At 74.0% G+C, this 13918-nt stretch carries 11 protein-coding genes and 1 pseudogene; 8 read left to right on the top strand and 4 right to left on the bottom strand.

The genetic code is table 11. The features are described from left to right. The first annotated feature begins 85 nt into the window (after positions 1-85). Positions 86-1012, top strand: a complete 927-nt coding sequence (locus tag Q7A36_RS01725; RefSeq protein ID WP_305101907.1) for a polysaccharide deacetylase family protein — start codon at positions 86-88, stop codon at positions 1010-1012. Here the strand turns inward: Q7A36_RS01725 and Q7A36_RS01720 are convergent. Beyond that, positions 945-2279: a cytochrome P450 gene (locus Q7A36_RS01720; protein ID WP_305101906.1), complete on the bottom strand. Its 1335-nt coding sequence runs from the start codon at positions 2277-2279 to the stop codon at positions 945-947. The genes Q7A36_RS01725 and Q7A36_RS01720 overlap by 68 nt on opposite strands. Positions 2280-2387: 108 nt before the next feature. On the opposite strand from Q7A36_RS01720, the gene Q7A36_RS01715 reads away from it, so the two are divergent. The 6 genes from Q7A36_RS01715 (at position 2388) to Q7A36_RS01690 (ending at position 8968) form a co-directional block, all read left to right on the top strand. Further along, positions 2388-3854 (top strand): FAD-dependent oxidoreductase, encoded by a 1467-nt coding sequence (locus Q7A36_RS01715; RefSeq protein ID WP_305101905.1) that lies wholly within the window; start codon positions 2388-2390, stop codon positions 3852-3854. Between the two features lie 61 nt (positions 3855-3915). Next, on the top strand, positions 3916-4830 hold the full coding sequence (locus Q7A36_RS01710) for a DMT family transporter (protein ID WP_370655622.1): 915 nt from the start codon (positions 3916-3918) through the stop codon (positions 4828-4830). A 146-nt stretch (positions 4831-4976) separates the two neighbouring features. Continuing rightward, positions 4977-5768, top strand: a complete 792-nt coding sequence (locus Q7A36_RS01705; RefSeq protein WP_305101903.1) for an SDR family NAD(P)-dependent oxidoreductase — start codon at positions 4977-4979, stop codon at positions 5766-5768. Then, positions 5761-6525 (top strand): SDR family NAD(P)-dependent oxidoreductase, encoded by a 765-nt coding sequence (locus Q7A36_RS01700; protein WP_305101902.1) that lies wholly within the window; start codon positions 5761-5763, stop codon positions 6523-6525. The genes Q7A36_RS01705 and Q7A36_RS01700 overlap by 8 nt, the downstream gene beginning before the upstream one ends. A 4-nt stretch (positions 6526-6529) precedes the next feature. Next, positions 6530-7360 carry a polysaccharide deacetylase family protein gene (locus Q7A36_RS01695; RefSeq protein ID WP_305101901.1) on the top strand — a complete coding sequence of 277 codons (831 nt, stop codon included), beginning with the start codon at positions 6530-6532 and terminating at the stop codon, positions 7358-7360. A 12-nt stretch (positions 7361-7372) separates the two neighbouring features. Further along, the gene (locus Q7A36_RS01690; RefSeq protein ID WP_305101900.1) at positions 7373-8968 is read left to right on the top strand and encodes an ABC transporter substrate-binding protein; all 1596 of its coding nucleotides are present in this window, start codon (positions 7373-7375) and stop codon (positions 8966-8968) included. Between the two features lie 49 nt (positions 8969-9017). On the opposite strand, the gene Q7A36_RS01685 is transcribed toward Q7A36_RS01690, so the two are convergent. The 3 genes and pseudogenes from Q7A36_RS01685 to Q7A36_RS01675 form a co-directional block, all read right to left on the bottom strand. Next, positions 9018-9482, bottom strand: coding sequence for a cupin domain-containing protein (locus Q7A36_RS01685; protein WP_305101899.1), 465 nt, complete (start codon positions 9480-9482; stop codon positions 9018-9020). Between the two features lie 128 nt (positions 9483-9610). Continuing rightward, on the bottom strand, positions 9611-10480 hold the full coding sequence (locus Q7A36_RS01680; RefSeq protein WP_305101952.1) for a metal ABC transporter permease: 870 nt from the start codon (positions 10478-10480) through the stop codon (positions 9611-9613). After that, a pseudogene (locus Q7A36_RS01675) lies at positions 10477-11148 on the bottom strand (metal ABC transporter ATP-binding protein); the annotation flags it as partial. The pseudogene Q7A36_RS01675 and the gene Q7A36_RS01680, both read right to left, overlap by 4 nt. Before the next feature lie 366 nt (positions 11149-11514). On the opposite strand from Q7A36_RS01675, the gene Q7A36_RS01670 reads away from it, so the two are divergent. Next, the gene (locus Q7A36_RS01670; RefSeq protein ID WP_305101897.1) at positions 11515-13917 is read left to right on the top strand and encodes a hybrid sensor histidine kinase/response regulator; all 2403 of its coding nucleotides are present in this window, start codon (positions 11515-11517) and stop codon (positions 13915-13917) included. The last annotated feature ends 1 nt before the right edge of the window (position 13918 follow it).

Raw genomic sequence — 13918 nt, 5'->3', positions numbered from 1 at the left:
GCGCCGGCCGGGGATCGGGCCAGGGATTGGCCACGTCTGCGCCATTGCGGCTGCTCGCCGCGCAAGGAGGCCCCATCTCGGCGGCATGACGGCATCCTCCCCGCTGGCGGCGCGGCTCGGGCTCGCGCGCGCCGCCATCCCGCATGTGGACGACCTCGGGATGTGCCATGCCGGCAACCGGGCCTTCCTCGACCTCGCCGCGCGCGGCCTCGTCACCTGCGGCGCCGTCATGGTGCCCTGCCCCTGGTTCGCCGGGATGGCGGAGGCCGCGGCGGCCGATCCCGCGCTCGACCTCGGCGTCCACCTGACCCTGACCAGCGAGTGGCGGCACTACCGCTGGGCGCCGCTGACGACGCGCAGCCCCGCTTCCGGCCTGGTGGATGCGGACGGGTATTTCTGGCGCGACCTCGACTCGCTGCGCCGGCACCTGGTGCCGGAGGCGGCGGAGGCGGAGCTGCGCGCGCAGGTCGAGCGCGCGCTGGCGGCGGGGCTGCGGCCGACGCATCTCGACGCGCATATGGCCGGCGCCATGCTGCCGGAATTGCTGCCCTGCCACGTCGCGCTGGCGCGGGAGATCGGCGCCGTGCCAGTGCTGCCGCGCCGCATCCGCTTCGCGCCGGACCCCGCCGCCTATGAGCGCTGCGTCGCCGCGCTGGAGGCGGCCGGCCTGCCGTTGCCGGACGGCATCCACGGCACGCTGGCCGTGCCGGCCGAAGAGGCGCGCGCCGGCTACGAGCGCATGATCCGCACCCTGCCCGAGGGCGTCACGCACCTCGCCCTGCATGCCGCCACGCCCGGCGACATCGAGGCGATCGCGCCCGATCATGCCGGCTGGCGCATGCGCGAATACGCCCTCCTCGCCGAGGGCGCCGTCGCCGCCTGGTGCCGGGAGGCCGGCGTCGCGCTCCTCGGCTACCGCGCCATCCAGCCCTTCTGGCCGGCGCTCAGCGACGCTCCAGCCGGAAGAGCGGCCGGTGGTCCGGCACCGTCGTCGTCACCGCCAGCGGCATGACGGGCCGCTTGCCCGGCAGCGCCAGGCGGAACCGCCCGAGAATGGCCGAGAGCGCCAGCGTCGCCTCGGCCAGCGCGAAGGGCGCGCCGATACAGACCCGCGGCCCGGCGCCGAAGGGCAGGTAGGCGAAGCGCTCCGGCGGCGGCGCGGGGGGCAGGAAGCGGCGCGGGTCGAATTCCTCCGGCCGCTCCCAGAGCCGCCGGTGGCGGTGCAGCACCCAGGGCGCGATCAGCACCGCGTCGCCGCGCCGCAGCGTCACGCCCGCCACCTCGTCCGGCTCGCGCGCCAGCCGCGCCAGGGTGAAGGCCGGCGGGTAGAGCCGCATCGCCTCCTCCACCACGGCGCGCGTCAGCGGCTGCTGCGCCGCGCCCGCTTCCGCCGCCACCCGGTCCTGCCAGGCCGGCGCCTGGGCCAGCAGCACCAGCGACCAGAAGATCGCCAGCGAGGTCGTCTCGTGCCCCGCCAGCAGCAGCGTGGCGACCTGGTCGCGCACCTCGCGCGGGGGGAAGGCGCGGCCGGTCTCCGGGTCGCGCGCCGCGAGCAGCATGTCGAGCAGGTCCGTGGCCTCGCCCTGCCGCCGCTCCGCCTGGCGCGCCGCAACGATGCGCTCGATGAGCGCCATCCAGCGCGCGCCGTGCCAGCGGCGGCGCAGGTCCCAGGGCGTCGGGATGGCGGGCGGCAGCATCAGGTCGAACAGGTGCAGCCCACCGGACTGGCCGTAGCGTTCCAGCCGCCCGCGCATCTCCGCCCGCCAGCGCCCCATGCCGAGCGAGATCATCGTCCGCCCCGCCACCTCCAGCGCCAGCATCTGCATGGCGCCCAGCAGGTCGAGCGGCCGGTCCACGGGCAGCGCCGCGACCGAATCGTCCACCGCGGCCCGCATCAGCGGCAGCAGCGTGGCGATGGCGCGCGGCGCGAAGGCCGGCGCCAGGGTGCGGCGCTGGTGCCGCCAGGCGGCGCCCTCGGCCAGCACCAGCCCCTCGCCCAGCAGGGGCCGCAGCACGCGCAGCGTCGCCGGCGTGCGGCCGTAACGCTCGGTCGCCTCCACCAGCACGTGGCGGATGGCCTCCGGCGCGTTCAGCAGCAGGGTGCGGCGGCCGAAGAAGGGCCGCTCGAAAACCATCTCCTCATAGGCGCGGCGGGGCCAGGTGCCGATGACGTTGCGCCGGTAGCCGCGAAGCTGCCCGAGGAAGGGCGGGCTCTGCTCCGGCGGCTCGGGCGCCGGCGGGACGAAGGGCGCGGGCAGCACGGGGGAGAGGAGGGTCATGGGCGTGCCTCCGACCAGCATCCGGGCAAGATGGGGCTGCAGCGGCGGCGGCGCCATGCCGGCGGGCACAACTGGCCGTGCCGCCGGCGCTTTGGCAAAGTGCCCGGCATGGATGCCATCGACCACCTTGCGGTGCATGAGCGCCGCGTCGCGCGCGACCTCGCGCTGCTCGGCTTCCCGCCCACGGCCTGGACCGCCGCGGTGACGGGGCCGGAGGGTGTGCCGGCGCTGGATGTGCTGGTGGTGGGCGCCGGGATGTATGGCGTGGCTGCGGCCGCGGCGCTGCTGCAGAAGGGCCTGCGCAACATCCAGGTGGTGGATGCCGCGCCGGCGGGGCTGGAGGGGCCATGGGTCACCTATGCGCGCATGGAGACGCTGCGCAGCCCGAAGCACCTGCCGGGCATCCCGCTCGGCATCCCCTCCCTCACCTTCCGCGCCTGGTACGAGGCGCGGCACGGCGAGGCAGGCTGGGAGCGGCTCTACAAGATCCCGAATGCGGACTGGCAGGACTACATCCTCTGGGTCCGCCGCATGCTCGGCATCCCCGTGCGCAACGGGGTCGCGGTCCGGCGGCTGGTGCCGTCCGAGGGGCTGGTCCGCGCCGAGCTGGCGACGCCGGCGGGCGAGGAGGTGCTTCATGCCCGCCGGGTGGTGCTGGCGACCGGCCGCGCCGGCACCGGCGGGCCCTTCGTCCCGCCGGGCATCGCGCGCGACCTCTGGCCCGACCGCGCGGCGCATACGATGGAGGCGATCGACTTCGCGCGGCTGCGCGGCCGCCGCGTCGCGGTGCTCGGCGCCGGCGCCTCCGCCTGGGACAATGCCGCGACGGCGCTGGAGCAGGGTGCGGCCAGCGTCGAGATCTTCGCCCGCCGGCCGCACCTGCCGCAGGTCAACAAGGGCCGCGGCTCCGCGCATATGGGCTTCTTCGAGGGCTGGGCGGAGCTGCCGGCCGAGGAGAAATGGCGGCTGCTGGTCTATATGCACGACCTGCAGTCGCCGCCGCCGCACGAGACGGTGCTGCGCACCATCCGGCATGCCGGCTTCCGCATCCGCTTCTCGACGCCCATCCTCGCGGCGGTGCGGGACGGCGCCGGGGTGCGGCTGACCCTGCCCGGGGGCGGCAGCACCACCGCCGACTTCCTGATCGTCGGCACCGGCTTCGTGGTGGATGCCGCGCGCATCCCGGAACTCGGCGATCTCGCCGCCGCGGTCGCCACCTGGGCCAACCGCCACGACCCGCCGCCGGCGCTGCGCCGGCCGGGGCTGGCGCGCGCCCCCTGGCTCGGCCCGGGCTTCGAGCTGGAGGCGCGCGAGCCCGCCACCTGCCCCGGCCTCTCGCGCATCCACCTCTTCAGCCATGCCGCGATGGCGAGCCTCGGGGCCATCGCCTCCGACATCCCGGGCGCCTCGGTCGGCGCGGAACGGCTGGCGCAGCGCATCGCGGCGCGTTTCTTCCGCGAGGACATCGTGGCGATGCGCGAGCGGCTGGAGGCCTTCGCCGAGCCGGAGTTGGAGAGCACGCCCTTCTTCGTGCCCGCTTCCCTGCGGGGCGCATGGCAGACGGGCGCGAAGTGATCGCCGCCCCGCGCGACGCGGCGGCGCCGGGCCGCTAAGGTCCGCGGCCGCAGCCGGCGGGATGGGATCATTGAGCGCGACCAGGACCGAGGCGGCACCCGACCGGGTGCTGCAGGGCATCCTCCTCATCCTCGCCTCGGTGGTGCTCTTCTCCGTCTCCGACGCCATGGCGAAGCTGATGCGGCTGCAGGGCCTGCCGGCGGTCGAGGTGGCCTGGCTGCGCTACCTCGTCTTCATCGCCCTCGCCGCGACGCTCGCCGGCCGCGCGCGCGTGCTGCTGCAGCGGCCGAAGCGGCTCGGGCTGCAACTGCTGCGGGGCGTGACGCTGGTCGGCTCCGCCGTGCTCTTCGTCGCCGGGCTCGGCTTCCTGCCGATCGCCGAGGCGACGGCCATCACCTATGTCGCGCCCGGCTTCGTCACGGCGCTCTCCATCCTCTTCCTCGGCGAGCAGGTCGGCATCCGGCGCTGGAGCGCGGTCTTCGTCGGCTTCGCCGGCGTGCTGATCGTCATCCGGCCCGGCACCGGCGCGCTGTCGCTGGCCGCCCTCTTCCCCGTCGCCTCGGCGCTGTGCTGGGCGGCGACCATCGTCATCACCCGCCGGATGGGCGCGGGCGACCGGACGGAGACGACGGTGCTGTGGTCGGCCGGCACCGGCCTCGTCCTGCTGAGCCTGCTGGTGCCCTTCGGCTTCGTGCTGCCGACATGGGGGCAGCTCGGGCTCGGCCTCGCGCATGGCCTTTGCTCCTCCGTCGGGCAGTACCTCGTGATCCTGGCCTATCGGCAGGCCGCAGCCTCGCTGCTCGCGCCCTTCTCCTATGTGCAGCTCCTCTTCTCGACCACGCTGGGCTGGCTGATCTTCGCCGCGGTGCCGGACCGCTTCACGCTGCTGGGCGCCGCCGTGATCATCGGCAGCGGGCTCTATACCGTGCATCGTGAACGGGTGCGGGCGCGCGAGCGGGTTGCGGCGCGCGTCTGAGGCGCGCCGATGACCGCAGGGCCGGATGGCCCGGAGACCTGAATCGGACCGCGCGACATGCGAGGCGGTCCGAATCGATTGGCCGGAAACACGGGGCGCGGGGTTGCCGGTCCCGCCGACTCGCCGCACCATCGCCGCATTGCAGCATGCGGGGGCGGGCGATGGCCGAGGGCGCGACGGCAGGGCGGTTCCATGGCCGGGTCGGCTTCGTCACCGGCGCCGCCTCCGGCCTCGGCCGCGCGACCGCGATCGGCCTGGCGCGGGAGGGGGCGAAGCTGCTCCTCTTCGACCGCGACGCGGCCGGGCTGGCGGAGACCGCCGCGGATTGCCCGGGTGCGCTGACCTTCGCGGGCGATGTCACCGCCGCCGCGGATCTCGATGCGGCGACGGAGGCCGCCGCGCGGCTCGGCCCCGTGACGCTGCTGGCCGCCGCCGCCGGCATGCTGGGGCCGGCGAAGCCCGTCGAGCAGGTGACGGAGGCGGAGTGGGACCGGCTCTTCGCCGTCAACGTCAAGGGAAGCTGGCTGACGGTGCGCGCCCTGCTGCCGGCCATGCGCGCGGCCGGGGGCGGCGCCATGGTGCTGTTTGCCTCGACCGCCGGCCTCGCCGGCTCGGCCACCCTGCCCGCCTATTCCGCCAGCAAGGGCGCGGTCGTCATGCTGACGCGGAGCCTGGCGCTGAGCCATGCGCCGGAGGGCATCCGCGTCAATTGCGTCTGCCCCGGCTCCATCGAGACGCCGATGCTGGAGGCGACCTTCGCCTCCGCCGGCGACGCCACGGCGCGCGCGACGCGCGAGGCCGCCTTCCGCGCCCGCCACCCGCTCGGCCGCTTCGGCCGGCCAGGGGAGGTGGCGGAGGCGGTGCTCTACCTGCTCTCGGACGGCGCCGGCTTCACCACCGGCGTCGCCCTCCCCGTCGATGGAGGCCGGCTTGCCTGATCCCCAACGCTTCGCAGGCCGCGTCGCCATCGTCACCGGCGCGGCGCGCGGCATCGGCGCCGCGACCGCCGCGCGCCTCGCGCAGGACGGCGCGCGGGTGCTGCTGGCCGACCGGCTGCCGGAGGTGGCCGAGACCGCCGCCGCGATCGGCGGCGCGGCTGTCGCGACCGACCTGCTGGAGCGCGGCGCGCCGGAGCGGCTGGCGCAGGCGGCGCTCGATACCTTCGGCCGCATCGACATCCTGGTCAACAATGCGGGCATCGGCGGCTCGAAGCCGCTGGCGGAGTCGGACGACGCGCTGATCGACCGCTTCGTCGACACCAACCTGAAAGCGGTGCTGCGCATGACCCGCGCCGTGCTGCCGCACCTGCCGCGGCCGGGCGGGCGGATCGTCTCCGTCTCCTCCACCTTCGGCATCGCCGGCGTCCCCGGCACCACGGCCTATGCCGTCGCCAAGGCCGGCGTCGCGCAGATGACGCGCCAGCTTGCGGGCGAGCTTGGCTCGGCCGGCATCCTGGTGAATGCCGTCGCGCCCGGCGTCATCGAGACGGCGATGACCGAGGGGCACCTGCAGAACGACTACTACCGCCGCGCCGTGCTGGCGCCGACACCGCTGCGCCGCGCCGCGAAGCCGGAGGAGGTGGCGGCGGTGATCGCCTTCCTCGCCTCGGACGACGCGTCCTTCGTGACGGGCCAGGTGATCGGCGTGGATGGCGGCTGGCTGGCGGCGCGGCATGCGCCGAGGGATGGGGAGTGATCCGATGATCGACATGCGCGTGAACTGGCCGAACGGCGCCCGGGTCGCCGTGGCGCTGACCTTCGACTTCGATGCCGAGACGCTCTGGATGGCGCGCGACCCGGACAACATCCGCCGCCCCGGCATCCTCAGCCAGGGCAAGTACGGCGCCAAGGTCGGCGTGCCGAAGATCCTCGAGACACTGAAGGACGCCGGCGTCCCCGCCACCTTCTTCATCCCGGGCTGGACGGTGGAGAACCACACCGACCGCTGCGAGATGGTGCTGAAGGAAGGCCACGAAATCGGGCATCACAGCTACTCGCATGCCTGGATCGACCCCGCCTTCCCCGACAAGGAGGTGGAGGAGATGGAGCGGGGCCTCGACAGCCTGAAGCGCATGCTCGGCGTGGTGCCGAAGGGCTACCGCTCGCCGGCCGGCGAGACCAGCGACAACCTGATCCGCCTGCTCGACAAGCACGGCTTCTTCTACGACTCCTCGCTGCTCGACGACATCAACCCCTATCGCCACGCGATGCCGGACGGCCGCCCGGGCCCGATCGAACTGCCCTGGCACTGGAGCCTCGACGACGCGCCCTATGCGCTCTTCTCCGTCAAGAGCCCCCGCCCGATCTTCACCAACAGCCACATGAAGGAGATCTTCCAGGCCGAGTTCGCCGAGATCCATCGCTGGGGCGGGCTCTACAACCTGGTCATGCACCCGCAGGTCAGCGGCCGCCCGAGCCGCATCGCCCTGCTGCGGGAGATGATCGCCTGGATGCGCGACTTCCCCGGCGTCTGGTTCGCCACCTGCAGCCAGATCGCCGAGGCCTGGGCCGCCAATCACGAGTCGCGCTGAGGGAGACCGGGGATGATGATGCGACGCTCGCTGCGCGGCCTGCTGGCCGCCTCCGCACTGGCGGTCCTGGCGACGAATGCCGGGGCGCAGCCGCGCGACCGGCCGATCCGGCTGGTGGTCAATGTCGGGCTGCAGAACCTCGACCCGATCAGCAGCCCGAGCTTCGTCACGCGCAATTTCGCCTACATGGTCTTCGACACGCTCGTCGCCATGGACAGCAAGGGCGAGTACCGGCCGCAGATGCTGGAGTCCTGGCAGCCCAGCGCCGACCGGATGAGCTGGACATTCAAGCTGCGCCCGGGCCTCGAATTCCATGACGGCACGGCCGTCACGGCGGAGGACGCGGTCGCCTCAATCAGGCGCTGGGGTCAGCGGGACGCCATCGGCCGGCAGCTCATGGCGGCGACGAAGGAGATCCGGGTCGTCGACCCCGCCACCTTCGTCATCGACCTGGCGAAGCCCTTCGGCCATGTGGTGGAGGCGCTGGGCAAGCCGAGCGTCCATGTCCCCTTCGTCATGCCCGCGCGCATCGCCAATGCGACGCCGCCGACCCAGCCGGTGAAGGAGATCATGGGCAGCGGCCCCTTCCTCTTCGACAAGGACGCCTGGGTCCCCGGCGAGCGCACCTATTTCCGCCGCAACCCCGCCTATCGCCCGCGGGAGGAAGCGGCGGACGGCCTCGCCGGCGGCAAGCGGCCGCTCGCCGAGCGAGTCGAGTTCCTGACCATGACCGACGTCTCGCTGCGCGCCGCGGCGATCACCCAGGGCGAGGTGGACTACCTGGAATACGCGCCCTTCGACTACATCCCACGCCTGAAGCGGGACAGGAACCTGGTGCTGTCCCAGGCCGGCGGCATCGCGCAGATCACCGGCGGCCTGTCCATCAACCATTACCTGCCGCCCTTCGACCGGCTGCCGATGCGGAAGGCGGTGCAGGCGGCGCTCGACCGGGCGGAGATCGTGGCGGCGCATGGCCTCGGCGAAGGGATGGCCTCCCCCGACTGCACCAGCCTCTACATGTGCGGCACGACCTACAGCAACGATGCCGGCGCCGGCATCCTGCGCGACGCCAGCCTCGACCGCGCCCGCGCCCTGCTGAAGGAGGCCGGCTACAACAACGAGCGCATCGCCATCCTGCAGCCCGCCGACAGCGCGCTGATCAACCCGATGGCGCTGGTGGTGATCGACCGCCTGAAGCGCGCCGGCTTCAACCTCGATGTGCAGGCCGCCGACTGGTCGTCGATCGCCGGCCGCTGGGTGGGGCGGGAGCCGATCGACCGCGGCGGCTGGAACCTGGTGCCGGTGGTCTATACCGGCTTCGACATGGCGGATCCGCTGTCCAATGTCGGCATCGGCTACAACTGCTCCAACAACCAGCCCTGGGGCTATTGCGTGGAGGCGATGAAGCCGGTGCTCGATGCCTATGCCGCCGAGGGCGATCCCGCGAAGCGCAAGGCGCTCGCGGCGGAGCTGCAGAGGCTGGCGATCGAGAACGTCACCTTCCCGCTCACCGGCCAGTTCCGCAGCCCGGCGGTCTGGCGTGCCGAGCTGAAGGGCGTGATCGACTTCGGTTTCCCCGTGATGTGGAACATCGAGCGGGCGAAGTAGCCACGCCTCCCGGCGCGGAGCCTCCTCCGCGCCGGCGCGGAGGGGTGGCTCACCCCTCCAGCGGCGGGCCGAGGAAGTCGAGGCCGTACTTCGCCCCGATCGCCGCGGCCGCCGCCGGGTCGCTCACCCCCGCGGCCGCGACCTCCACGAAGAACTCCTCGAAGCCGCCCGGCGTGACGCCGACCAGGATCTGCGCCGCCTCCGCGCCGATGTTGCGGAAGGCATGCGGCACGCCGCGCGGCAGGAGCGCGGTGCTGCCCGCCCCGCCCTCCCATACCCGGTCGCCGCAGCGGAAGCGGAGGGTGCCGGCCAGCACCTGGAAGAACTCGTCCTCCCGCGTATGGACATGCAGCGGCGGGCCCCAGCCGGGCGGCACCGGCTCCTCCCACAGCGCGAAGCGTCCCGCGGTCTCGGCCGCGCGGATGCGAATCAGCCGCTCGCCGAAGGCGAGGTTGCGCAGCCCCTCCCCGGGGGCGCGCAGGATGGGGGCGAAGTCGGGCAAGGTCTCGGTCATGGGCGGGTCCCTCCGCCCCGAAGGCTACGCCGCGGCGCCTTGGTGCCGGAACGCAATCCTTCGCCGTAGCTCCTTGTTCGTATGACAGAGTCACGCGTCCGGGCGTTCACGCCCTCCCACGATCCGCTCTACCCCGCCAGGTGCGGCCGCCGCCACCAGCGCACCAGCAGCCCGTCCACCGGCCCCGCCAGCACCGACACCGCCCAGGCCAGGCCCGCCGCCAGCACGACCGCCGGCCCGCTCGGGACATCGGCATGGAAGGAGAGCAGCAGCCCGCCATAGGCGCTGGAAGCGGCGATGGCGACCGCGGCATAGGCCATGCCGCCCACCTGCCGCGCCCAGTGCCGCGCCGCGATCGCCGGCAGCATCATCAGCCCGACGGCCATCAGCGTGCCCAGCGCCTGGAAGGCGGCGATCAGGTTCAGCACGACGAGCGCGAGGAACCCCATGTGCCACCAAGCGCCGCGCGCGCCGACCGCCTGGGCGAAGCCCGGGTCGAAGCATTCCAGCACCAGCGGCCGCCAGGCCAGCGCCAGGGCAAACAGCGTGACGGTCGCGGTCCCGGCCATCAGCAGCAGCGCCGGGTCGTCCACCCCGAGCACGCTGCCGAAGAGCAGGGTCGTCAGTTCCACCGCCCCGCCGCGCCAGGAGACCAGCGCCACGCCCGCCGCCAGCGCCACCAGATAGAGCGCGGCGAGCGAGGCATCCTCCCGCCCGCCGGTCGCGCGCGACAGCGCCCCCGCCCCGACCGCGACCGCGAGGCCCGCGACCAGCCCGCCCAGCGCCATCGCCGGCAGCGACAGCCCGGCCAGCAGGAAGCCGGTGGCGACGCCGGGCAGGATGCCATGCGCCAGCACATCGGCCGTCAGGCTCATCCGCCGCAGCATCAGGAAGAGGCCGAGCGGCGGCGCCGCGACCGAGAGCGCGAGGCAGCCGACCAGCGCCCGCCGCAGGAAGCCGTAGTCGAGGAACGGGCCGAGAAGGAAGTCGAGGATCAGGCCGCGTCCCGCCGCCCGCAGGCCTCGGCCTCCTCGGCCCAGGCCTCCGCCATCATCCGCGCCCGCAGCCGGTTGGCCGCGGTCAGGACCTCCGCGGTCGGGCCCCAGCCCAGGCAGTCGCGGGCCAGCAGCAGCGTCTCGGGGAACTCGCGCCGCACCAGCTCCAGGTCGTGCAGCACGGCGATCACGGTCCGGCCCTCGCCATGCCAGCGATGCACGAGGGCCAGCAGCTCGGCCGCGGTCTTCGCATCCAGCGCGTTGAAGGGCTCGTCCAGCAGGATCACCGGCGCGTCCTGCAGCAGCAGCCGGGCAAAGAGCAGCCGCTGGAACTGCCCGGCGGAGAGGCTGCCGACCGGCCGCGACTCGAAGCCCGAGAGGCCGACGGCGGCCAGCGCCGCCCGCGCCCGCTCCCGCCCCGCCCGGGAAATGGCGCGGAAGGGCCCGGTCTCGGCCCAGAGGCCGAAGAGGACCACGTCGAGACAGGCGATCGGGAAGGCGCGGTCGAGCGCCGCGGCCTGCGGCAGCAGCGCGACCTGGCCGGCCGCGCCCTCGATCCGGCCGCCATCCGGCCGGTGCAGCCCGGCCAGCGCCCGCAGCAGGGTGGACTTGCCGGCGCCGTTCGGGCCGACCACGGCGGTCAGGCTGCCCGGGGCGAAGCGGCCGGAGACATGGTGCACCGCCGGCCGGCGGGCATGCGCCAGCGTCAGGCCGGTGACGCGGATCTCGGCCGGGGTCATGCCGCCATGGCCCAGGCGACGGCGGCCCAGAGCATGGCCGCGACCGCGCCCGCGAGGATCAGCCGGGCGCCGGCACCGGCGGAGAGGGCCAGCGGATCGGTAGGGGTCCAGGGCATGATGTTATTACATAACATCGCCCGACAGGCTGGCAAGCGTGGTGCCGGATCCATGATCTGCATACGATTCGGTGACAGGGCTGTCGGATGGCACCGGCCTCCTGTCTCGCTGCCGCGAAGCTCACTATAGGTGCGGAAGAGTACCGTATCACCCCGTTTCAACCTGGAGGATTGCTGCGCCATGCCGCAGGGCCCGGGCGCCGCCGCGCCGCCGCCTTCCCGCCGCGCCTGGCGCGGCTGGCGGCTGACCCCGGGCCATATGCGCCTGTCCACCCGCCTCATCCTCATCATCGGAACCTCCCTGCTGCCGATCCTGGCGATGCAGGCGGCGGTGGGCTGGAGCCAGTGGTCGGAACGCAAGGCGCAGGTCGGCGCCATTGCCGTGCAGCAGGCGCAATTGCTGGCCGGCAACCTCGAGGGCATCGCCCAGGGCGCGCGCATCCTGCTCGGCGCCGCCACCGAGAGCCCGGAGGTGCGGCAGATCGCGCCTGGCTGCGACCGGCACCTCGCGCGCCTGCGGCGGCATGCGCAGGGCTATGCCTTCATCGCCCTGGTCGATCATGGCGGAAAGATCGCCTGCAGTTCCGATCCCGGACCGGCGCTGCAGGGCGACGAGGGGGGCTGGATCACCGCGGCGCGGGCAGCGGACCGCTTCACCGCCGGCCGCTACACCCGGATCCCTGGCTTCCAGGATGCCGTCCTGCCCTTCTACCTGCCGGTCGAGGTCGCCGGGCCCGCCGCCGGCGCGACCCTGGTCGCCGCCCTCGACCTCGCCTGGCTCGAGCAGGCGCTGCAGCGCATGAAGCGCGCCGGCTCGCCCTTCCTCGCCGGCGGCATCCTCACCCTGGCGGATGCCGAGGGCGTCGTCCTGGCACGCGACATCCGCAATGCCGAATTCGTCGGCCAGCCGCTGCCGTCCGCGGCCGCACCGATGCTCTCGGCCACCCGGCCCGGCACGTTGCAGTTGCGCAGCATCGACGGCACGACGCGTCTCGTCGGCTATACCCCGCCGACGCCGGAGAACCACCACATCGCCACCGCGGTCGGCTTCGAGGAGCATGAGCTGCTCCGCGACATCGAGCGGGCCCTGACCCGCGGCACGCTGATCCTCCTCGCCGGCGCCCTGCTCGCGCTCGGCCTGACCCTGCTGGTGGGGCGGCGCTTCATCACCCGCCCGACCGAGGGGCTGCTGCAGGCGGCGCAGCGCTGGCGCGGCGGCGACCTCGCGGCGCGGGCCTCCGGCGCCGATGCGCATTCCGAATTCGGCCAGCTCGCCGGCGCCTTCAACGGCATGGCCGCCGCCCTGCAGCAGCGGGAGGAGGAGTTGCGCCAGCACGCGCTGGTGCTGGAGGCGCGGGTCGCCGAGCGCACCGCCGCGCTGCAGCACGCCAATGCGCGGCTGGAGGCGGAGATCCAGGAGCGCCGGAGCACCGAGGCGGCGCTGCTGCAGGCGCAGAAGCTGCAGGCGGTCGGCCAGCTCGCCGGCGGCATCGCGCATGACTTCAACAACGTGCTGCAGGCCGTGCTCGGCGGCGTCGCGCTGATCGGCAAGCGCGCCGGCGACCCGGAGGCGGTCGCCCGCCTGACCGGGATGGTGGAGGAGGCGGCCAAGCGCGGCCAGTCGATCACCCGCCGCCTGCTCGCCTTCTCCCGGCGGGAGGAACTGCGGGCGGACCGGCTGGATGTCGCCGCCCTGCTCGCCGGCCTGCGCGAGGTGCTGGCGGCGACCCTCGGCGCCCGCATCCGCGTGGAGATCCGGGCGCCGGCGGGCGTGCCGCCCGTCCTCGCCGATCGCGGCCAGCTCGAGACGGTGCTGGTCAACCTCGCCACCAATGCCCGCGATGCCATGGAGCAGGGCGGGCGGCTGACCCTCTCGGCCGAGCCGGTGACGGTCGGTCCGGAGGATCCGGGCGGGCTCGCGCCCGGCGACTACGTGCGGGTCGCGGTGAAGGATACCGGCAGCGGCATGGATGCCGCGACGCTCGCCCGCGCCGGCGAGCCCTTCTTCACCACCAAGCCGGCCGGCAAGGGCACCGGCCTCGGCCTCGCCATGGCGCGCGGCTTCGCCGAGGGCTCGGGCGGGCGGATGCGGATCCAGAGCGCGCCGGGCCAGGGCACCTGCATCGCGCTCTGGCTGCCGCGGGCGGCGGAGGCCGAGGCATCGGCGCCGGGACCGGTCCCGCGGGCCGCGCCGGCGCCGTCGAGCGCCGCCGTGCTGCTGGTGGATGACGAGCCGGCGGTGCGGGCGGTGCTCTCGGAGCATCTGGCGGAGGCGGGGTACCGCGTCACCGCGCTCGCGGACGGCGCCGCGGCACTGGACCGGCTGCGGGCGGGGCAGCGCTGCGACCTGCTCGTCTCCGACCTCGCCATGGAGGGGATGGACGGCGTCACCCTGATCCGCGAGGCGCGCCGGCTGCGGCCCGGCCTGCCGGCCATCCTGCTCACCGGCTATGCCGGCGACGCGGCGAGCCTCGCGGTGGGGCAGGAGGTGGATGGCGGCTTCACGCTGCTGCGCAAGCCGGTGACCGCGGCGCAACTGACGGACCAGGTCGCCGCGCTGCTCGGGGCGCAGCAGGTCGGGTGAC

The organism is Paracraurococcus lichenis (genome assembly GCF_030657435.1).
In the GTDB taxonomy this organism is placed as follows: domain Bacteria; phylum Pseudomonadota; class Alphaproteobacteria; order Acetobacterales; family Acetobacteraceae; genus Paracraurococcus; species Paracraurococcus lichenis.
This window is presented reverse-complemented; position numbering and strand designations above follow the sequence as displayed.

Coding starts and splice junctions, on each gene's coding strand:
- Q7A36_RS01725 (WP_305101907.1), top strand. CDS start 86: ATGACGGCATCCTCCCCGCTGGCGGCGCGGCTCGGGCTCGCGCGCGCC.
- Q7A36_RS01720 (WP_305101906.1), bottom strand. CDS start 2,279: ATGACCCTCCTCTCCCCCGTGCTGCCCGCGCCCTTCGTCCCGCCGGCG.
- Q7A36_RS01715 (WP_305101905.1), top strand. CDS start 2,388: ATGGATGCCATCGACCACCTTGCGGTGCATGAGCGCCGCGTCGCGCGC.
- Q7A36_RS01710 (WP_370655622.1), top strand. CDS start 3,916: ATGGGATCATTGAGCGCGACCAGGACCGAGGCGGCACCCGACCGGGTG.
- Q7A36_RS01705 (WP_305101903.1), top strand. CDS start 4,977: ATGCGGGGGCGGGCGATGGCCGAGGGCGCGACGGCAGGGCGGTTCCAT.
- Q7A36_RS01695 (WP_305101901.1), top strand. CDS start 6,530: ATGATCGACATGCGCGTGAACTGGCCGAACGGCGCCCGGGTCGCCGTG.
- Q7A36_RS01690 (WP_305101900.1), top strand. CDS start 7,373: ATGATGATGCGACGCTCGCTGCGCGGCCTGCTGGCCGCCTCCGCACTG.
- Q7A36_RS01685 (WP_305101899.1), bottom strand. CDS start 9,482: ATGACCGAGACCTTGCCCGACTTCGCCCCCATCCTGCGCGCCCCCGGG.
- Q7A36_RS01670 (WP_305101897.1), top strand. CDS start 11,515: ATGCCGCAGGGCCCGGGCGCCGCCGCGCCGCCGCCTTCCCGCCGCGCC.